We start from the raw sequence: 20,270 nt of genomic DNA on the forward strand, positions 1-20,270 counted from the left end.
CGCTTCTTCATCCGGTAACCTATTCAGACGCCGCCGGCAGAATCGCGGCCGCAGCAGGGCGTGGCGCGGCGCGGTGGACATCGAGCAGCCGCACGCCGATGCGATCGCGCAAGGCCGGCCAGAGGCCGCGCGGCGCCACGATCATCACCACGACGGCGATGATGCCGAGCCCGACCAGATACCAGCCGCCGGACAGGCCGAGCGGTCCGGTCATCAGCTCGCGCAGGCCGAAGAAGATGATGACGCCGAGGATCGGGCCTTCCAGGGTTCCGATACCGCCGATGATCACGATGAACATCATGTAAACGGACCAGTTGACGTCGAAGGCCGCCAGCGGTGCGATGAACAGATTGCCCATGAAGCTGAGCGCGCCGGCAAGCCCACATCCCGCCGCCGAGAGCACGAAGGCGACGAAACGATTGTGCCGGACGTCGACGCCGACGCTCATTGCGGCAAGGTCATTGTCGCGCACGCTCATCAGCCCGAGCCCGAAGCTCGACGTCATCATCCTGTACAGCGCTGCGATGGTCACCAGCGTCAGGCCGCCGGCGAGCCAGAACATCGTCGGCTCGAACCAGTCGAAATCGATCAGCTTGCTGGTCGCGAGCGGCACGCCCGACGTGCCGCCGACGGCCTGCGACTTCATCGTGAACGCGCCGATGATCTCCGCGAACACCCACATCGCGATCGAGAAATAGGCGTCGCGAAGCCGAAACAGCGGAAAGGCGATGATGGCCGCAACGGCGCCCGCCACCAGCGGCGCGACCGGCAGCACCCAGATCGGCGTGACCTCTAGCCAGCCCGAGGTCAGGAACAGCGCATAAGCGCCGAAGGCGATGAAGACCTGGTGGCCAAGCGACACCAGCCCGGCATAACCCGCCAGCAGGTTCCACATCTGCGCCATCGTCAGCAAGAGCAGGCACTCGGTCGCGAGCCGCAGGAATCCCTCGTTCAGCACGAAGGGCGCGCCGGCAATCACCGCGACGAGCACGATCGCAGAGGCTACGAGAATTGTCCGTGTCGGCATCGGCATCACACCCTGCTCGACACGAGACCCGACGGGCGGATCAGCAGCATGATGAAGAACAGGAGGTGCGCATAGAGCAGCCCGGCATTCGGATCGATTTTCAGCCCGATCAATTGCGCCATGCCGAGCGCGATGCCGCCGAGCAGTGCGCCCCAGAACGAGCCGAGCCCGCCGAGCACCACGACCTCGAACGCGATGAGGAGCCGCTCGGCGCCCGAGAACGGCGTGAAGCTCGAGCGCACCGCCAGCAGCACGCCGCCGATCGCGCCAAGCGCGAGCGACAGGCCCATGACGTAGTTATAAACCCGGTCCGGTTTGACGCCGGACAGCCGGACGATATCGCGGCGGTCGGCGGTGGCGCGCACGATCCGGCCGAACTCGGTATGGCGCAGCACGAGTTGCAGCGCCATGAACAGCAATGCGCCGAGCACCAGTGTCAGCAGCGGCATGATGCCGATGTTCAGCCCGGCGACCTCGAGGCTGGCGCGAGAGAGCTCGCCAACCTGAAGGTTGCGCACGTCGGCGCCGAACACCTCAACCATCACGTTGCGCAGGATCACCGACACGCCGAAGGTCAAAAGCAGCGGCGACAGCGGATCGGGCGACGTCACGACGCGATTGACGATGGCGGCCTGATAGAGCCATCCGACCGCAAAGGACAGAGCGATCACCGGGATCAGCATCAACAGCGGCGACACCTGCGGAAACAGGTTGGCCAGCAGCACGGCGCAGAACGCGCTCAGCACCATGAACTCGCCATGCGCGATGTTGACGACGCGCATCACACCGAACACCAGCGCGAGCCCGATGCCGAGCAGCCCATAGAGCCCGCCAAGCAGGGCCCCGTTGATCAATGTCTCAACCCAGATCATGTCGTTGCCAATCCTGGCTAGTTACCGAAATAGGCGTGCGTCAGCTGCTCCGGCTGCAAGCCTTGCGCCGGGCCGGTCAGCGACACCCGCCCCTTCAACAGGCAATAGATCCGCTCTGACGTCGCGAGCGCGCGCTTGACGTCCTGCTCGACCAGCACGACGGCGGTGCCCTCGCGGCGGATGTCGGCAAAGGAGCGGTAGATCTGCTCGACCACGACGGGGGCGAGCCCGAGCGAGATCTCGTCGCACAAGAGGAGCCGCGGGTTCGACATCAGCGCGCGGCCGATCGCCGCCATCTGCTGCTGGCCGCCGGAGAGTTGGCCTGGAAACATCCGCCGCCGCTCCTCGAGGATCGGGAACAGGTCGAACACCCGCCGCAAGGTCCAGCTGCCTTTGCGCCGGTTGACGCTGCCCATCAGCAGGTTCTCCTCGATCGTCAGCGAGTCGAACAGCAGGCGGCCCTCGGGCACCATGATGAGGCCGAGCCGCGACACCTCTTCGGCCGGCATCTGCGAGATATCGACGCCGTCGAACTGCACCGCCCCTCGTCGCTCCTCGTTGAGACCGACCAGCGCCTTCAGGAACGTCGACTTGCCGGCGCCATTGGCGCCGACCAGCGCCACCGCCTCGCCGTCCGCGACGGTGAAGTTCATATCGAACACGGTCTGCAGATCGCCGTAGAAGATCTGCAGGCCGTTCACATCAAGCAACGCCATCGGCCTTCAATCCCATGTAGATCTCGCGCACCACGGCGCTGTCCATGACCTCGGCCGGCGGTCCCTCCAGCACCTTGCGGCCGAAGTCGAGCACCAGGATGCGATCCGACACCGCGCGCAGCGCGTGCGGGATGTGCTCGATCCAGATCGTGGCATGGTCGGCCTTCACCGACTGGATGATGGCAACGAGGCGCTCGACCTCGGGCTCGGTCAGCCCGGCGGCGATCTCGTCGAGCAGGATCAGCTTCGGCTTCGAGGCCAGCGCCTTGGCGAATTCCAGCCGCTTGCGGTCGATCAACGGCAAGGCGCCGGCGAGCCTGTTCGCCTTGGCGTCGAGCCCGGTACGCTGCAACACCTCCATGGTCCAGCTCGACGCCGCCTCGCCGGTGAGGCCGGCGCCGTAGGATGCCGCGACCAGTGCATTCTCGTAGACCGACAGATGCGGGAACGGTTGCGGGATTTGGAACGCCCGCCCGAGGCCCATCCGTGCCCGGCGATGCGGTGGCAGGGCTGATATCTCCCTGTCGTCGAGCATGATCGAGCCGCCGTCGGCCGTGAGCAGGCCGACGATCAGGTTCAGCAACGAGCTCTTGCCGGCGCCGTTCGGGCCGATCACGCCGAGGCATTCGCCGCGCGCCAGCTCGAAGCTGACATTGTCGGCGACCACGATCTCGCCGAAGCGCTTGGCCAGCCCGCTGACGCGCAGAAGCGGTGCCATCTCAGGCCAGCTTGGAGAGCAGCTGGAGATCGGCTTGCTTCGGGATGAACGGCGCCGTTCCGTTGTGCACGATCAGGAGCTCGTATTTCGACTTGCCGCCCTTGGCCTTGCGCCATTGCCCGCCCGACAGCGAGGTCACCGCGACGTTCTTGATGGGGCTGTCCTTGAACTTGACCCGGCCGACCACGGTCTCCATGTCGAGACCGGCGATCGCATCGCGCAATGAGTTCTTGTCCTTGGGATCGCTGTTCTGCAACGCTGCGAGCCCGACCTCCCACAGCGCATGGGCGTAGCCGATCGGCTGGGTCCACTGCTTGCCCGTTGTCTTCTCCCACTCCGCGGCGAGCTCGCCAGCGCTCTGCCCGGTCAGCGAGGACTTGAACGGATAGGCCGGCGTCCACCACACCTCGGTCGACATGCCGTCGCCGCGATCGCCGAGCGCATTCACCGCGGCCGGGAACAGGAAGGCCGCCGCCACCGTGCAGACCTGCGGCTTGAAACCGGCCTGCGCCGCCTGATTCCACAGCGTCACCCAGTGATTGCTGAAGGTGAAGCCGGAGACGATGTCGACGCCGTTGTTCTTGAACAGCGCGATCTGGTTGGTGAAGTCGTCGGTCGCGATCTGGAATTTTCCGGCCGAGAACTCCTGATAGCCCGCTCCCGAGATGCCAGCCGGCAGGCCGAGCTTCGGATCGGAGAACGCTTGGCCCGGCGGGTTATCGATGTAGAGCGTGCCGACCTTCTTGTTGGTCTCGACCGACTGCCACATGCCCAAGAAATTTTTGGCGACGTCGTCGGCGCCCCAGAAGAAATGGTAGCTGTAGGGAAAACCCTTGTCCGGCGTCGACTTGCGCGGGAACATCCAGCCCTGCCACGGCACCATGGTCGAGATGGTGGGAATGCCGCGGGCATCGGCGAGCTCCTGTACCGGCGGCTGGGCGTCACCGTCCTCGATCAGGATCAGGTCGCACTTTTCACGGAGCACCAGCTCGCTCGCGATCACCGACGATCGATTCGGATCGGATTGATTGTCCTTGAACACCAGTTCGACCTGATAGGTCTTGCCGCCGATCTTCAGACCATCCTTCAGCCGCGCCTTGATGCGCTCATGGATCCAGGGATCGGGCTCGGCGAACTGCGCCCGGACGCCGGAGAGGCAGCCGACCCAGCCGATCTTGAGGGTGTTGCCGGCCGCCCGCGCGATATTGACCAGCGGCACGTTCATCGCCGATGCGAGGCCGGTGGCACCGGCCGCTTTCAAGAGCGTGCGCCGGTCGAGCCGGCCGAACGCCGTATTGTTCTTTGTCTCAGTCATGTCCCTCTCCCTCCACAACCAATGATGAAAATGCCTGACCGCGGCTCACGCCGCCGATCGCTGGATCGCCGCACGGCTCACCGCGGCGAATTTGCACAAGGTGTTTTCGATGATCTGGCGCGGGATGCCGCGCACGATGAAGACGAGCCGCGAGCGCCGGTCCGCCGACGGCCAGCCCTGCAGCGCGATCGGCGGATGGAACACGTGCTGCACGCCGTGCACCACCATGGGCGCATCGGGCTGCTCGGCGACATGCACGATCGCCTTGAAGCGCAGCAGGTCCTCGCCTCTAAGCGCCGCGACATAATCGAGCCAGCGCGCGAACGCCTCCCGCTGGATCGGCTCGTCGATGATCAGGCTGTAGGACGATACGCCGGTGTCGTGCGCGTGATGACTGTGGTGGCTGCACGCCTCGCCGTCGCAATGGTGATCCCCGTGATGGTGCGGCGTGTTCGCCGCCTGCGCTGCCAGATCGAACCAGCGCACCACATCAGCGGAGCGCGCCGCCGGATCGAACAGCCCGGCATCGAGAACTTTTGCCGGATCGACGATCCCGTTCCGCACGTGTGAGCGCGTTGCGACCGGATTGATCGCCGCAAGCTGCGCATCAAGCCGCGCCAGTGCATCATCGGCGGCAAGGTCGGTCTTGGTCACCAGCAGCCGGTCGGCGACGGCGATCTGCCTGACGGCTTCGCTGTGCGCCGCAAGAGTGTGCGTACCATTAACCGCATCGACGGTCGCGACCACGCCGTCGATCCGGTAGCGGCCGACGATATCGGACGCCGTCATCAGCGTGTGCAGCACGGGCACGGGATCGGCGAGCCCGGTGGTCTCGACCAGCACCCGGTGGAATGGCGGGATCGTGCCGTCAGCGCGGCGCGATGCGAGGTCGGCCAGCGTCTCGATCAGGTCCTCGCGCACCGAGCAGCAGATGCAGCCATTGTCGAGCAGCGCCAGGCGGTCTTCGCTGCTCTCGACCAAAAGGTGATCCAACGCCACCTCGCCGAACTCGTTGATGATGGCGACGACGCCATTGAGCTCTGGCTGGCGCAGCAAATGGTTCAGCACCGTGGTCTTGCCGCTGCCGAGGAAACCGGTCAGCACCGTGACCGGGATCTGATCCGCCGTGCCCATCACGCGCCCCGCTCGTAAACCTTGCGGCCCTCGAAGAAGGTCAGCTCGACCCGCGTATCGGCCAGTTGATCCGGCGGGATGTCGAAGATCATCTGGTCGAGCACGATGAGGTCGGCGGATTTGCCGACCTCGATCGAGCCGATCGACTGGCCGAGCCCGGCCGCGCGCGCGGCATCGATCGTGTAGATGTCGATCACGGTTTTGAGGTCGAGCGCCTGCTCCGCCCACAGTGACTTGCCGGGAAAATCCCCGGTCGGATTTTGCCGCGTCACCATGCCCTCGATGCCCTGCCAGGGATCGGGGATCGGGATCACCGGCCAGTCCGAGCCGCCGGCCATCAGCGCGCCGGCCTCTTTCAGATCGCGGTTCGGCCAGAAGCGCTGCGCGCGCTCCTCGCCCATCGCGGCCTTGTGCGCCTCGAGGAAGATGGTCGGATACCAGATGATCGGCGACAGGTCGGCGGCGACGCCGAGCTCGGCGAAGCGCTTGACATCGTCGGGCGCGATATAGCTCGCATGCGCGATCTGATGGATCAGATGGGTCGGGCCGTTGAAGCTGCGCACGACATCGATGGCGTCGAGCGCCTGCGTGACCGCGGCGTCGCCCGCGCAATGGATCTTCGCGGCAAGGCCGAGCTTCTCGCAGCGCCCGAGCCAACGGATCAGGTCCGGCACGGTCAGCATGGTGGAGCCGCGGAAGCAGCAGCCGCGCACCGGGTCGGCCACATACGGCTCGTGGAAGGCCGCGGTCTTGGCGCCCGGCACGCCGTCGAGGAACACCTTGACATAATCGGGCTTCACATGCGCACCGCGGTAATCCTCGCGCAGCGCGAACAGCTCCTCGCCGGCCTTGCCGAACATGAAGCCCGGCTCGACCACCGGCATCGCGCACACCGCCCAGGCGGTGAGCTCGCCGCGATCGTCGAGCCCCTTCAGCGCCGCCATGATCGGCTGCATGCTGGCGGCATCGATGAAGGCGGTGACGCCATAGGCGTTCAGCACCGAGATCGAGCGCGCCACTGCCGCACGGTCCATCTCGGCCGTGTAGTGGCCGGAGGCCGCGAGCGCCCGCTCGACCAGGCCGGAGGCGGCCTCGATCATGATCCCGGTGAGCGTTCCGGACTTGAGGTCGCGGCCGATCTCGCCGTCGGTCGGATCCGCCGTGTCGGCCGCAACACCGGCCAGCCGCAGCGCCGCCGAGCTCGCCCAGCGATTATGATAGGTGTCGTCGCGCAATACGACGGGATGGCCCAGGCAGGCCGCGTCGAGCAATGCGCAGGACTCCGCGGTGTTCATCTCGTTCAGGAGATTATTGCCGAACTGCCCGCCGACGATCCAGGCGCCGGGCGCCGCCGCCGATGCGGCCTTGTGCAGGGTGTCGGCGATCCTTGGAATGCTGTCTGCGTTGGAGAAGCGCAGCTCGTAGAGATCGGCCTGCCCACCCATCATGATGTGATTGTGGATGTCGACGATCCCCGGCATCGCCATGCGTCCGCCGAGATCGACGGTCGCCGTCCCCTCGCCGATCAGCGCCACGACGTCGCGTTCCTCGCCCACCGCGATGAACCGGCCGGCCTTGACGGCCGCACATGTCGCCCAGGGCTGCCCGCGGTTCGACGTGTAGATCCGGCCGTTGCGGAAGACCGTGTCGGCGAATGTCCTGTTCATACGGATCAAACTTCTCGATTGGGAAAGCCTGGAGCGATCAGCCTCTCACCGTGCGGTGCACAAGGCTGAACCGCGCACGACGCCGGCATGATGGCCAAACGTTCGGCATGTCGGCATTTTGAACAATCCACCGTCCGGTGGATGCTCCGCCGCGTCCCCGCAATGCGGGCGGCGGCCTCAGCTCAGGATGATAGTCATGGGGCACATCGGTCCATCCACGTCATTGCGAGCGGAGCGAAGCAATCCATCACTCCGCGGGCGGTGATATGGATTGCTTCGTCGCTGTCGCTTCTCGCAATGACAACTGTAAAAGCCTCACCGCCCCTCAAAACCCCAGCGCGAGGCCGTCCTTGCGGTGATCGGAGGCACCGAACAGAACGCCCCTCGCATGGTCGATGCGGATCGCCTGGCAGCCGCCGATCGGCTCCTCCAAGAACCGCGCATCGTGGCCGCGGGCGCGAAGGTCGTCGCGTATCCCGGGAGAAATGGTCGTCTCCAGCGACAGCGCGCCGTCGAAGGCAAAGGAGCGCGGCGCCTCGGCCGCGGCCTGGATGTTCATCTTCATGTCGAAGATGTTCGACAGCAGATTGGCGTGGCCCGCGGCCTGGTAGTGCCCGCCCATCACGCCGAACGACATCACGGTCTTGCCGTCCTTGCGCAGCAGACCCGGAATGATCGTATGCATCGGCCGCTTGCGCGGCCCGAGCGAATTGGGATGTCCCGGTTTGGCGCGAAAGCTCCAGCCGCGGTTGTGCAGCAGGATGCCCGATTTCGGCGCGTAGATGCCGCTACCGAACGGATAGAACAGCGAGTTGATCAGTGAGACGGCGTTGAGATCGCGGTCGACCACCGTGACATAGACGGTGTCGCGATGCTCGATATCGTCCCAGGTCGCGGGCGCGGATGCGCGGCGCATGTCGATTTTTCCACGGATTCTCCCGATATAATCGTCGGCAAGGAATGCGGCCGGATCGACCTTGCTGGTGGCGGGATCGCAAAAAAAGGCGTCGCGCGCGCGGTAGGCCGCTTTGGTGGCTTCGGCCAGCAGATGGATGCGATCGGCCTCTCCGAGCTTGCCGACATCGAAGCCTGCAAGCGTCCGCAGGATCATCAGCGCGGCCAGGCCCTGCCCGTTCGGCGGACACTCGACCACGTCGTGGTCGTGGTAGCGCGCCGAGATCGGGCGCACATAGTCGGAGGTCTGGGCGGCGAAATCGTCGGTGCTATGGGCGCCGCCCAGGGCACGCAAGATAGCCACCATCTCGTCGGCGGCCTCGCCCGCGTAGAACGCGTCGCGCCCGTGCTGCGCGATCCGGCGAAGGGTGCGGCCGAGCGCGGGTTGCGTCCGGATGTCGCCGACCTCAGGCGCCTTGCCGCCGGGCAGGAACTGCGCCGCCGCATTGCCGTCGATCTCGATCCGGGCCCGGAAGCGGCGCCAGTCCTCCGCGACGCGCGGCGTCACGCAAAAGCCCCGCTCGGCAGCCGCGATCGCCGGCCGGAAGATCTCCTCCAGCGACCTGCTGCCATGATCGGCGACCAGCCGGCACCACGCATCGATCGCGCCGGGCACGGTGACGGCCTCGGGCGCGGTCGGCGGAATGTCGCGCGCGTCGCTTGCGGCAAATTTCTCGGCATCGGTTGCGGTCGGCGTGCGGCCCGAGCCGTTCAGCGCGATCGGCTCGCCGGCGTCAGGCGAATACAGCGCGAAGCAGTCGCCGCCGATCCCGGTCATCTGTGGCTCGACGACGCCCTGCACCGCGACCGCCGCCACCGCGGCATCGACGGCGTTGCCGCCGGCCTTCAGCATCTCGACCGCGGCCAGCGTCGCCTGCGGGTGCGAGGTCGCGGCCATGCCGCGCTCCGCAACCGCCACCGAACGGCCGATGGCCATGAAATCGCGCATGTCGTTTCCTTCAATGTTGTGAGCGGCCGCCGCTCGCCAACATTGTCGAAAACGACACCGGTCCTCGCGGAGGACTCTCGTTTGGCCACCGGGCAGGCAGCAATCCACCTAACGGTGGATCGGTGAACACGGACGAGGGTTGTCCCGCCAGACGCGTCTCGGACGCGGCGGATTGATCCGGCGGGCAACCCGGCAACACCTGTCAAACCTGCACGTAAGGAATTCTTTCGGCCTATCTGAATAGTTGCGTGCTCGGCGGCAATTCTGTGGTGGGTAACTGGTTGCCAAGCCCGGAGCGCGATGGCACGCTGCCATGATCAATTTAGCTCATGTCGATTGCCAATGCCGATGTCATCTCTCAGAGAGTTTCATGGCGCCAGGCGAAGTCGGTTCGGTTGCGGGGCTGGTTGGTTACGCATTGCCTCGTCTCTGGTTTCACTGTCATGCTGCGCCGTCGTTCACGATGTGCGTGCGGCGTCGCCCAATGAGGAGTCGAGCCGGCAGGTGACGGCATCCGAACCGTCGGCTCAATCCGATGCCAACGGGAGTGTCTTGCCGGATGCGGACCGAGCGTCGCCCGAGGCTTTGCCGACGACGCCAAGCGAGAAGCAAGCTGAGCAGGCCTCTCAAACCGCCAACGTTACCGACCCGCTCAAGGCCACTCCGGACAATGTCGATACAGTCTTGGTCCTGGACGAATGCTTTGTTGCCGAGACGTGCATCGACCGGTTCCTTGGCGCGCTTTACATGCGCGCGCCGAAGACCGACTGGATCGTCGTGTACGAAAAAAAGGACGTGATCATCAAACGGAAGCGCAAGCTGATCACCGTCACACGCAGCTTCCCGAAGCGGGTCGAAAATGACTTCGGGTGGAAGGACCCCAAGGCGGCAGAAAGAGCCCGCATGCCTCTGATGGATTACGTGATCGGAGGGATGGATCGAGCCTTCAAGCTAAAGCTGTTCTATTTGCTCCATGCAGCGGAACAGGCCGGATTGGCACCCGGGATCACAAGCGGATTCCGCGATGACTACCGCCAATCGATTGCAAACGGGCTGAAGGCCGCAAATGACAAGTCCTATCACGGCGGCAGCGCGCGTGGGGGCTATGGTCACGGGCTCGCCGCAGACGTCGTCAGCATGAATGGCGGGAGCAAGGAGGAGTGTGCAGCCGAGACCAAGCGATTATGGAAATGGATCGACGAGCACGAAAAGCAGTTCGGAGTTGGACGTCCATACTTGAATGGAGACCCAGCGCATCTCGCACCGGTCGATGGTCGGGAGTATGCTGCTCATCGTACGGTATCAAGGCACACAAAGCTGGCCGGCAAGCGTCATACCCGAATTGCAGCATCGTCCAGACATGGCGTGACGCCGCGCGCAAAGTCAAAAGCAGCGTCAAAGGCCGCGACGACGAAAGTCAGCTCGCGCCTCTGATTGGCCTACCCCTCCTGCGCTTCGTGCGCTCCGGCGCCCCAGCTCAGGGGGTGAGCTGGGGCTGACGGCGGCTTCGGAGGCCGTAGCGGCCAGCCTCCACCCATGACGTTATGCCTCTCTTCGGACTCTCATCTACCAGGAACCGCGATTGCTGCGCCGCGCTACTACTTCTGCGCTGTGGAGCATGCTTGCCGCTGAATCTGTCACTCGGGGCTAGTCCAGAATGGCAATTGCCGCGTGCGCTTGTCGATCTATCATGTCCCCAGTCGTGCGGATTGGCCGACATTTTGCCCACACCCGACCATGCACCTCGCGCGATCAGGGATCGCCGCTTCGGCCCACGGAGCGACGGTCCCGCCCAATTCCGGATGTGTGACTCACAGACCGCGCCACACACTCAATGTCGTCCTGGCGAAAGCCAGGACCCATTGCCCCGGATCGCAATTGTTGCGCGACGCTGGGGCCACGATCCCGTTCATGATCAAATGCTGTGGTTATGGGTCCTGGCTTTCGCCAGGACGACGATCGTGTGTCGCATCCGCACTGTCATTGCCCGGCTCGCCGCCTCCGCTAAAGCTTCGGCGCGCCAAGGATGCATGGCCTCGTTGAAGCCTTGGCGAAGACGGGACCGGGCGATCCAGTACGCCGCGGCCTCTCGATTCAAGCACAGGCATCTCTGAAATACTGGATCACTCGCATGCGCGTGCGCGGGTGATGATACCGAAGATGGGAGCGCAATGACAGTGCGTTGTCTCGCGCGAGAACGATCCTCATCGTCGTCCCTGCGAAAGCAGGGACCCATAACCACGGATGTTTATTGTTTCACGACGCTGGGGTGACGAATCTCGTTCACAACATCCGCCGCGGCGTATGGGTCCCTGCTTACGCAGGGACGACGTGCTGGAAGAGCCGCGGACTCTAATCGACAGCCCGCGCCTCAATGCGGCCGCGACATCATCGCCACGACGGCGGAGCGGGTCTCGACGCCGAGCTTTTCGAAGATATGGATCAGATGCGTCTTCACCGTCGCGAGACCGATGTTCAGGCACTCGCCGATCTCGCGGTTGGTTCGGCCGCAGCACAACAGCTCAACGACTTCCATCTCGCGCGAGGTCAGGCCAAAGCGCGCCGGCTCGTCGGCATTCGACGACAGGCGGCTGGTCAGGTTGAACTCGAGGTAGTCGTGGATTTTCTCCGCAATATGCATGCTGCCGTCGGGGATCGCGCAGCCCGGCGCCCACAGCACGCTCATTCCGGCGACGATGCGGTCGTTGCGGCGGAAGAAGAACTCGATCATGTCGGCGACGCCGCATTGGCCGGCGAAGGCGCGGTAGGTCGCCGCCTCCTGGGTCGCGCATTGGTCGAGCGCTGTGCTCAGCCGCGCAATCGGCCGGTTACTCGCCGAGCGCGGATGCAACGGATCGAGCCGGTTCATGCCGGCAAGATACTGGTCGTGGAAACTCGGCGGCACGTTGCTGCTGAGCACGAAGCGGTTGAGGGTCAAATTGCCGTCGACCTCGTAGAACGCGGTCGCCGACCCCTCGAGAATGCCGCGCGCGAACTGAATGGCCTGCGTGGTTGCCGGATCCGGTCGGCCCAGAAGCGCGATCATGACCTACCTCCCGATGTTTCCCGATGGCGAACGTCTGCGCGTCGCGCGACCGTCACGCTGGGGCACGCGCGAGCCATAGTCAAGCAAATTGCGGGCCAAACGCACGAAGCGCACGTCCGGGGAAACGGTTACGCCGAAGTAACCCAACGGCCCCCTCCACCATCCGGTTGATTGCGAGCGACGCGAGCCATGCGGAACTTTCGTACATCATCCGATGTCATTGCTGGATCAAGAATGAATTCGCGTCGCATCATGGCCGCCTTCCCGTCGGCGGCCGACCAACAGGTCACGCTCGCCAACTGGCGTCAGCATCCCTTCAACGAGTGGGCATTCCGCAATGTCCGTGAATTGCTACCCACCGCGAACATCGCGCGCGCCGCGGCGCCGGCGCCGCTGTCCTTTGCGCCGCGCTATCTCGACGACGTCAGCTTCGCCAACCCGCGCGGCGAGACGGTCGGCGTCGGCGAGGCGCTGCGTGCCAGCCACACCGACGGCATCGTCGTGTCGCATCGCGGACAGGTCGCGTTCGAATGGTATGCCCATGGCCTCACGCCCGATGCCCCGCACCTGATCTTCTCCGTCAGCAAGTCGGTCGCCGGAACGCTCGGCGGCATCCTCGCCGATCACGGCAAGCTCGACCCCGACGCGCCGGTGACGCGCTACATCCCGGAGATGGAAGGCTCGGTCTATGGCGGCGGCTGCACGGTACGGCATCTGCTCGACATGAGCGTCGGCATCCGCTTCGACGAGGATTACATGGCGCGCGACGGCGACGTCATGAACTACCGGCGCTCGACCGGCTGGGAGCTGCCCGATCCGGCGATTCCGCCGAGCAATCTGCGCGACTATCTGCGCACGCTGCGGCCGAACGGCGCACCGCATGGAGAGACCTTCCACTACGTCTCGACCAACACCGATGTGCTCGGCTGGGTTTACGAGCGCGCCTGCGGCCTGTCCTACGCAAAGATCCTCTCCCACTATCTGTGGCAGCCGATGGGCGCCGAGCACGACGCCTACATCACGGTCGATTCACGCGGCGCAGGCCGCGTCGCCGGCGGCATCTGCGCGACACTGCGGGATCTCACCCGCTTCGGCGAGATGATGCGCAATCACGGCATCAGCAACGGACGACAGGTCGTCCCCGGCTGGTGGATCGACGACATCAGGCAGAACGGCAATGCGGAGGCCTGGTCGCGCGGCGACCTGACGAAAGTGTTTCCAAACGGCAATTACCGCAACAAGTGGTACACGCTCGATCGGCGCGAAACGCCGTTTGCCGCGGTCGGCATCCATGGCCAGTGGATCTACATCGATCCGGCCAATGAGACCGTGATCGCACGCGTCTCCTCCCAGCCGCTGCCGATGGATCTCGATCTCGATCACATGTGGATGCGCGGCTATCGCGCGATCGCGGCCAGGCTTGCCGGCAAGAGCTGACCGATTGCGACAGGGGGACACCATGGGACCATCGATCAACCGCCGCCGTCTGTTGCAGATCAGTGCGGGAGCAAGCCTCGGCATTGCGATGCCGCGCATCGCGCGGGCCAGTTCGAAGACGATCACGGCCGTCATGCACGCGCCGCTGCGCGCCACCGACCCGATCATGACGACGGCGTGGACCGCGCGCAACCACGGCTATATGATCTACGACACGCTGTTCTCGACCAATTCGAAATTCGAGATCAAGCCGCAGATGGTCGAGGCCTGGGAGGTCTCCGCCGACAGCCTGACCTACACCTTCCGCCTGCGGCCCGGCCTCAAATTCCATGACGGCAGCGCAGTGACATCGGCCGACGTGATCCCCTCGCTGCAGCGCTGGGCCAGGCGCGACACGATGGGCCAGAAACTGTTCGAATTCGTCGCCGAACTGAAGGCGATCGACGAGCGCACCTTTCGCATGGTGCTGAAGGAGCCGTGCGGCTTCGTTCTGGCGGCGCTCGGCAAGCCGACCGCCAACGTGCCCTTCATCGTGCCGGCGCGGATCGCCGCGACGCCCGCCGACCAGGCCATATCAGATCACCTCGGCTCCGGACCGTTCCGCTTCGTGACGGCGGAATTCCAGCCCGGCGTCAAGGCCGCCTATGAGAAGAACCCGGACTACGTTTCCCGCTACGAACCATCCGACGGCACCGGCGGCGGCAAGGTCGTCAAGATCGGCCGCTATGAATGGATCAGCGTGCCGGACTTCCAGATCGCGACCAACGCGCTGATGAACGACGAAATCGACTACTTCGAGGTGCCGCCGCACGACCATCATCCGATGCTCGCGCGCGCCTCCAATGTCGAGCTGACCGATTACAACACGCTCGGCTTCTCCGGCATGTGCCGGATGAACTGGCTGGTGCCGCCGTTCGACCGGCCGGAGATCCGCCAGGCCGTGCTGCACGCGGTGAACCAGAAGGACTGGCTCGACACCCAGATCGGCAATCCCGATTACTACAAGATCACGCCGGCGATCTTCGTCGCCGGCACGCCGTTCGAAAGCGCGGTCGGATGGTCGACCAAGGCGGACACCGCGAAAGCCAGGGAGCTGCTCAAGCAGGGCGGCTACAAGGGCGAGCCGATCACGATCCTGCACGCGACCGACGCCCCGATCATCACCGCGCTCGGCACGGTCACCGCCGAGGCGCTGCGTTCGATCGGCATGAACGTCAACCTGCTCGCGATGGATTGGGGTTCGGTGGTGGCGCGGCGCGCCAAGCAGTCGATGCCGGCCGAGGGCGGCTGGTCGCTCTACCATTCGACCTGGGCCAGCGCCGACCTCGTCAATCCGATCGGCAACGCCTGCGTCAACGGCAAGGGCAAGAACGGCGGCTTCTTCGGCTGGGTCGAGGATACCGAGCTCGAGCGGCTGCGCGACAGCTTTGCCCGCACCGCGGCGCCGCCGGACCAGAAGGCGCTGGCCGACAAGATCCAGGCACGCGCCTACGAGGTGGTCACCCACGTCCCGACCGGGCAGTACAATCAGCCGGCCGCGACGCGCAAGGCGCTGAAGGACATCGTCCGCGCGCCGGTGCCGCTGTTCTGGAACGTCGACAAGACCGGTTGAGGCCCCTATTCGATCGGCGGCCGCCGCGTGTGCCAATCCGTCGCCGACTGGAACGCGGCGCCGGCGCGGACCAGCACGTCCTCGGACAGATGCGGGCCGACCAGTTGCATACTGAGCGGCATCTGGTCCGAGGCCATGCCCATCGGCAAGGTAATGGTCGGGCTGCCCGAGAAATCGAACACCGCCGTGAAGCGCAGAATGCTCAGGAGGACATTGGGGTCGGCACCGTATTCGCTCATCTTGGTGAGCGTCGGGATCGGCACCGGCATCGTCGGGATCAGTAGCAGGTCGATATCCTCGAACATGGCGACGAGGCTGCCGCTAAACTTCTGCCGTTCATGATGGATGGCCGCGATGTCGACGCCGCTCGTCGCCCTGCCCTGCTCGATCAGCTGCGCGAGATCGGGTCCGTATTCCGACTTCCGCGACGGGTAGGTGTCCAGATGCGCCTCAGCCGTCTCGACCGAGCACATCGCAATCCACTGGCTGACGAGCTTCTGGTAAGGCGGGACATGCACCTCGCGGATGTCGGCGCCGAGATCGGCGAGCGTGCGCTCGGCTTGCACCAGCGCAGCGACGACTTGCCGATCGATGCCCTCCTGGGTGTACCTGCGGTCAATACCGATCCTGAGGCCCCTGATGCCGTCGCCCGCTCCAGCGAGATAGTTCGGCACCGGAGCCCGCAAAGCGGTCGGGTCGTTGATATCAGCGCCCGCGATGACGCCGAGCATCGCCGCGGCATCCGCAGCGCTCCGGCACATCGGCCCGACGTGATCGAGCGAGTCGGCCAGCGGGAAGACGCCGTAGCGGCTGACCCGCCCCCAGGTCGGCTTGATCCCGGTCAACCCGCAGGTCGCCGACGGAAAGCGGATCGAGCCGCCGGTGTCGCTGCCGATAGAACCGTAGCAGAGCCCCGCCGAGGTCGCGACGCCCGATCCGGTCGACGACGAGCCAACCCAGTAGTTCACATTCCAGGGATTGAGCGGGGCCTGAACGGCCGGATGATGGCTGGTATAGGCCCCCTCCGTCATCTTCAGCTTGCCGAGCGTCACCGCACCGGCGACTTCGAGCCGGTCCACGATCGTGGCATTGAAGGACGGCACGAACTTGGCGTGGATCGTCGTGCCGCCCGCGGTCGGCGCAAACGAGGTGTAGCAGAGGTCCTTCAGCCCGATCGGAACGCCATGCAGCGGGCCGCGCCAGACACCCTTGGCGATCTCCGCATCATACTGCTTGGCCTGGGCCATCGCCCGCTCCGCAAGGACCAGCGCATAGCCGTGAAACTGTCCATCCAGCTTCGCAATCCGGCCCAGCATTGCCTCGGTCACCTCCGACGGCTTCGCCTCCTTGCGGCGAATGAGCTCGGAGACTTCGATGATGGATTTGTAGTGCAATGAATCCGCTGACATCTGACGCCCTGCTGTTATCGGAATATGCCTGTCCGGACCGCCGCCGCGGGCGGCGATCTCGCGGCTCTGCTGACGGCGCGCCCCGCCTAGAACTGGACGCCGCGCGTCAACGCGCCGTCCACCACGAGGTTGGTCCCGGTGATGAAGCTCGCCGCTTTGCTCGCCAGGAACACAGCGGCGTTCGCCATCTCCTGCGGCGTGCCCATGCGGCCGGTCGGGTTGAGCGCCAGTGCTGTCTTGTACAGTTCGGGATTGCCGTCCTTGATCATGTTCCAGACACCACCCTCGAAGTAGGTGTTGCCCGGTGATACCGAATTGGCCCGGATGCCCTTGGCCGCGAGCTGGTAGGCAAGGCCCTGCGTGTAGTGGATGATCGCCGCCTTGAACGTACCGTAGGGACCGCTGGCAAAATCGACCTCGCGTCCCGACACGCTCGAGATGGTGACGATCGCGGCGGCGCCGCTCTTCTCCAGATACGGCATCGCCGCGTTGACGAGGCGCACCGTCCCCATCATGTCGGTGGAGAATTCCTTCTCCCAGCTCTCCTCGTCCTGCCCGATCGACAGCGCGCTGACATTGGCGACCACGACATCGATGCCGCCGAGCTTGGACGCCATGTCGGCGACCCAGGCCTTCAGGGCCGGCCCGTTTGAGACGTCGACGGCACTACCGAACGCCGAAACGCCCTTGGCCTTGAGCGCTGTGACCGCAGCGTCGACGTCGCCCTGGTTGCGCGCACAGATGCCGACATTGGCGCCCTCGGCGGCGAACGTGTCGGCGATCGCCCTGCCGATGCCCTTGGTGCTGCCGGTAACGAGAACCTTTGCTCCCTTGAGTCCGAGATCCATGTCCATTCCCTCCATTATTATCAATTATGCAACGCACTGATCTTCACCGCATCGCGCGGTCGATCACAGCAACAGCTGCGCGCGAACGTTGTCCGCGTTGACCTCCTCACCGGCCAGCGATCGCGTGATCTTGCCCTTCTCCATGATGTAGCAGCGCTGCGCGATCTCCAGGATGGTGTCGAGATTCTGCTCCACGAACACGATCGTGGTCCCGAGCTCCGCTCGGAACGATTTCAGCGCCTCGCAAATATGCTGCACGATCGACGGCTGGATGCCCTCCGACGGCTCGTCGAGGATCATCAGCGCCGGATTGCCGATCAGCGCGCGGCCGATCGCAAGCTGCTGCTGCTCGCCGCCCGACATGGTGCCCGCGATCTGGCGCCGGCGCTCCCTCAGGCGTGGAAAATACTCGTAGACGAGCTCGGGCAGCTTCTTGCCTTCGGGCCCGCCGATCAACTCGCCGACCTGCAAATTCTCCTCGACGCTCATTTGCGGAAACACGTCGCGGCCCTGCGGGATGTAGCCGAAGCCGGCGCGCGCCCGCGCATCGGCCTCGAGCTGCGTGACATCCTGATCCATGAAGCTGATGGTGCCGCGCCAGGTCTGCAGCAGACCGATCAGGCACCGCATCAGGGTCGACTTGCCGACGCCGTTGCGGCCGATCACGCCGACGATCTCGCCGCGCGACACCGACATGCTGACGCCTTGCAGGATCGGCGTCGCGCCGTAGCCCGCCCAAAGCCCCGACACCTCCAGAATGCGATCAGTGGGCATGAGTCTTACCCAGATAGATTTCTGCGACCTTCTCGTCTTCCAAAATCGCCTCCAAGCTGCCGCGCGCGAAGATCTTGCCAAGATGCAGAACGGTAACGCGCTGGGCAACCTGACGCACGAACGCCATGTCGTGCTCGACGACCAGGACGGTCATGCCCTCGGCATTGAACGACTTGATCAGCTCGCCGGTCTTGAAAGTCTCTTCCGGCGACATGCCGGCGGTCGGCTCGTCCAGCAGCAGCAGCTGCGGCTGCAGCGCCAGCGCCATCCCGATCTCCAGCCATTGCTGCTGGCCGTGCGACAGCGCACCGGCGAGCTTGCCGCTATCGTCAGCCAGGTTGAGCAATGCGAGCAGCCGCTCCTCTTCAGCACGGCAATCCGCGCCCGAAATGCGTTCCTGCAGCGCGATCTGGATGTTCTGCCGCACCGGCAGCTCCTTGAACACGCTCGGCGCCTGCATCTTGATGCTCATGCCGCGCTGCACCCGCGCGTAGGGCCGCTCGACGGTGATATCGATCGAGTCGAAGAAGATGCTGCCCGTGGTCGGCGGATAGAGCCCGACGATCAATTTGAACAGCGTGCTCTTCCCGGCCCCGTTGGGCCCGATCAAGCAGTGGACCTCGCCGGCATTGACCGTCAGGTCGACATCGGAGACGGCGGTCAATCCGCCGAAACGTTTCGATACGCCTTTTACGTCGACTAACGCCATGATTCAGGTCTCATCCGATTGCAGGCGGGCGGTATCGGCCAGCGCGGGGGCTTCGTCGCGGCGCCGACGCCTGGTCCACCAATCGACGACGAGCTTGCCGATGCCGAGCACGAAGCCCTGCGGCGCCAGCATCACGGTGGCGAGCAGCAGCACGCCCATCAGCACCAGCGCCGCTTGCTGGCTGTAGACCGTGATGGTCTGAAAGCCGAACAGCAGCAGGAACGATCCGACCAAGGTCGCGGTCAGATCGTTGCGTCCGGAGAACGCCACCCACACGATCGGCATCGCCGCCGCCGGCAGGCCGATGCTGGATGGCGTGATGAACTGCCCCCACGACGTGTACAGTGCGCCGCTCAACCCTGCGAGGCCGCTGCCGATCACGAAGGTCAAAAGCTGATACTTGCGGACATCATAGCCGAGCATCTCGGCGCGCTGCGGATTTTCCCGCGTCGCCACGATCACGTTGCCGACGCTCGAGTTCACCAGCATGCGTAGCGCGATGTAGACGATGACGATCAGCGCGATCATGACGTAATAGAGCGCCGAGCCCTCGATGTCGAAGTCGCCGACCGTGAGCGGGTCCATTCCCTTCATGCCGTTGAAGCCGTTCAGCCGGGCCGGACCGATATGCCATTCGGGTCCCGCGGTCTGCCCGAGGAAGAAGGCAAGCACTAGCGTCGCCGACAACGTCACGATGCCGAAGAAAATCCCGCTGATGCCGCCCCAGATCATGAAGTAACCGAGGATCCCGGCCGCGATCATCGCGATGACCACGGAGAGAACCAGCGCGGCGATCGTGGTCGTTCCCCCGCCCATATTGATGGCGAGCACGCCATAGCCGTAGCCGGCGATGCCAAAGAAGAAGGTCTGGCCGAACGACAGCATGCCGCCGTATCCCCACATCAGGCAGAGACCGAGCGCCATGAATATCCAGATCAGGAAGTAGGCGAAATTGCCGACGTCATAGGAATCGGCGAACAGCGGATAGATCAGCGCCCCCGCCAGCACGGCGAGGAAACAGGACCAGAAGATCTTCCCGCGTCCGAGCGTCTGCGGGCCCTCGAGCAGCTTCAACATCAGAAA

17 protein-coding genes are annotated in these 20,270 nt (G+C 64.8%); 3 read left to right on the plus strand and 14 right to left on the minus strand.

The window, feature by feature from the left end; all coding sequences use genetic code 11:
• Positions 1-19: 19 nt before the first annotated feature.
• The 8 genes from J2R78_RS00735 to J2R78_RS00770 form a co-directional block, all read right to left on the minus strand.
• Complete coding sequence (locus tag J2R78_RS00735; RefSeq protein WP_253635986.1) at positions 20-1,033, minus strand: branched-chain amino acid ABC transporter permease; 1,014 nt, start codon at positions 1,031-1,033, stop codon at positions 20-22.
• Positions 1,033-1,899, minus strand: coding sequence for a branched-chain amino acid ABC transporter permease (locus tag J2R78_RS00740; protein ID WP_253609363.1), 867 nt, complete (start codon positions 1,897-1,899; stop codon positions 1,033-1,035). Before J2R78_RS00740 ends, J2R78_RS00735 begins: the two co-directional genes overlap by 1 nt.
• A gap of 17 nt (positions 1,900-1,916) precedes the next feature.
• Positions 1,917-2,615 (minus strand): ABC transporter ATP-binding protein, encoded by a 699-nt coding sequence (locus J2R78_RS00745; protein ID WP_253609364.1) that lies wholly within the window; start codon positions 2,613-2,615, stop codon positions 1,917-1,919.
• Positions 2,602-3,333, minus strand: a complete 732-nt coding sequence (locus J2R78_RS00750) for an ABC transporter ATP-binding protein (protein WP_253609365.1) — start codon at positions 3,331-3,333, stop codon at positions 2,602-2,604. The genes J2R78_RS00745 and J2R78_RS00750 overlap by 14 nt, the downstream gene beginning before the upstream one ends.
• A gap of 1 nt (position 3,334) precedes the next feature.
• Positions 3,335-4,648: an ABC transporter substrate-binding protein gene (locus tag J2R78_RS00755; RefSeq protein ID WP_253609366.1), complete on the minus strand. Its 1,314-nt coding sequence runs from the start codon at positions 4,646-4,648 to the stop codon at positions 3,335-3,337.
• 45 nt (positions 4,649-4,693) lie between these two features.
• On the minus strand, positions 4,694-5,782 hold the full coding sequence (locus J2R78_RS00760) for a GTP-binding protein (RefSeq protein WP_253609367.1): 1,089 nt from the start codon (positions 5,780-5,782) through the stop codon (positions 4,694-4,696).
• On the minus strand, positions 5,782-7,449 hold the full coding sequence (locus J2R78_RS00765) for an amidohydrolase (RefSeq protein WP_253609368.1): 1,668 nt from the start codon (positions 7,447-7,449) through the stop codon (positions 5,782-5,784). The genes J2R78_RS00760 and J2R78_RS00765 overlap by 1 nt, the downstream gene beginning before the upstream one ends.
• Before the next feature lie 325 nt (positions 7,450-7,774).
• Positions 7,775-9,352 carry a gamma-glutamyltransferase family protein gene (locus J2R78_RS00770; protein ID WP_253609369.1) on the minus strand — a complete coding sequence of 526 codons (1,578 nt, stop codon included), beginning with the start codon at positions 9,350-9,352 and terminating at the stop codon, positions 7,775-7,777.
• 504 nt (positions 9,353-9,856) lie between these two features.
• Here J2R78_RS00770 and J2R78_RS00775 point away from each other — a divergent pair.
• The gene (locus tag J2R78_RS00775; protein WP_253609370.1) at positions 9,857-10,786 is read left to right on the plus strand and encodes a D-alanyl-D-alanine carboxypeptidase family protein; all 930 of its coding nucleotides are present in this window, start codon (positions 9,857-9,859) and stop codon (positions 10,784-10,786) included.
• 937 nt (positions 10,787-11,723) lie between these two features.
• Here the strand turns inward: J2R78_RS00775 and J2R78_RS00780 are convergent.
• On the minus strand, positions 11,724-12,398 hold the full coding sequence (locus J2R78_RS00780; protein WP_028345120.1) for a LuxR C-terminal-related transcriptional regulator: 675 nt from the start codon (positions 12,396-12,398) through the stop codon (positions 11,724-11,726).
• Between the two features lie 234 nt (positions 12,399-12,632).
• Here J2R78_RS00780 and J2R78_RS00785 point away from each other — a divergent pair, with 234 nt between their 5' ends.
• Together J2R78_RS00785 and J2R78_RS00790 are read left to right on the plus strand one after the other, a co-directional pair.
• Complete coding sequence (locus tag J2R78_RS00785) at positions 12,633-13,835, plus strand: serine hydrolase (protein WP_253609371.1); 1,203 nt, start codon at positions 12,633-12,635, stop codon at positions 13,833-13,835.
• A 22-nt stretch (positions 13,836-13,857) separates the two neighbouring features.
• Positions 13,858-15,447: an ABC transporter substrate-binding protein gene (locus J2R78_RS00790; protein WP_253609372.1), complete on the plus strand. Its 1,590-nt coding sequence runs from the start codon at positions 13,858-13,860 to the stop codon at positions 15,445-15,447.
• A 5-nt stretch (positions 15,448-15,452) separates the two neighbouring features.
• On the opposite strand, the gene J2R78_RS00795 is transcribed toward J2R78_RS00790, so the two are convergent.
• From J2R78_RS00795 to J2R78_RS00815, 5 genes are all read right to left on the minus strand, one after another.
• A complete protein-coding gene (locus J2R78_RS00795; RefSeq protein WP_253609373.1) occupies positions 15,453-16,856 on the minus strand; it encodes an amidase in 1,404 nt (467 codons plus the stop codon).
• Positions 16,857-16,942: 86 nt separating this feature from the next.
• On the minus strand, positions 16,943-17,704 hold the full coding sequence (locus tag J2R78_RS00800; RefSeq protein WP_225647396.1) for an SDR family NAD(P)-dependent oxidoreductase: 762 nt from the start codon (positions 17,702-17,704) through the stop codon (positions 16,943-16,945).
• Positions 17,705-17,767: 63 nt separating this feature from the next.
• A complete protein-coding gene (locus J2R78_RS00805; RefSeq protein ID WP_016845725.1) occupies positions 17,768-18,478 on the minus strand; it encodes an ABC transporter ATP-binding protein in 711 nt (236 codons plus the stop codon).
• Entirely contained in the window at positions 18,468-19,187 is a 720-nt protein-coding gene (locus J2R78_RS00810; protein WP_253609375.1) for an ATP-binding cassette domain-containing protein, read from the minus strand. Before J2R78_RS00810 ends, J2R78_RS00805 begins: the two co-directional genes overlap by 11 nt.
• A 3-nt stretch (positions 19,188-19,190) precedes the next feature.
• The gene (locus tag J2R78_RS00815) at positions 19,191-20,264 is read right to left on the minus strand and encodes a branched-chain amino acid ABC transporter permease (protein WP_057015931.1); all 1,074 of its coding nucleotides are present in this window, start codon (positions 20,262-20,264) and stop codon (positions 19,191-19,193) included.
• Positions 20,265-20,270 lie beyond the last annotated feature (6 nt).

It is taken from the genome of Bradyrhizobium sp. USDA 4538, from assembly GCF_024171045.1.
Classification (GTDB): Bacteria; Pseudomonadota; Alphaproteobacteria; order Rhizobiales; family Xanthobacteraceae; genus Bradyrhizobium; species Bradyrhizobium australafricanum.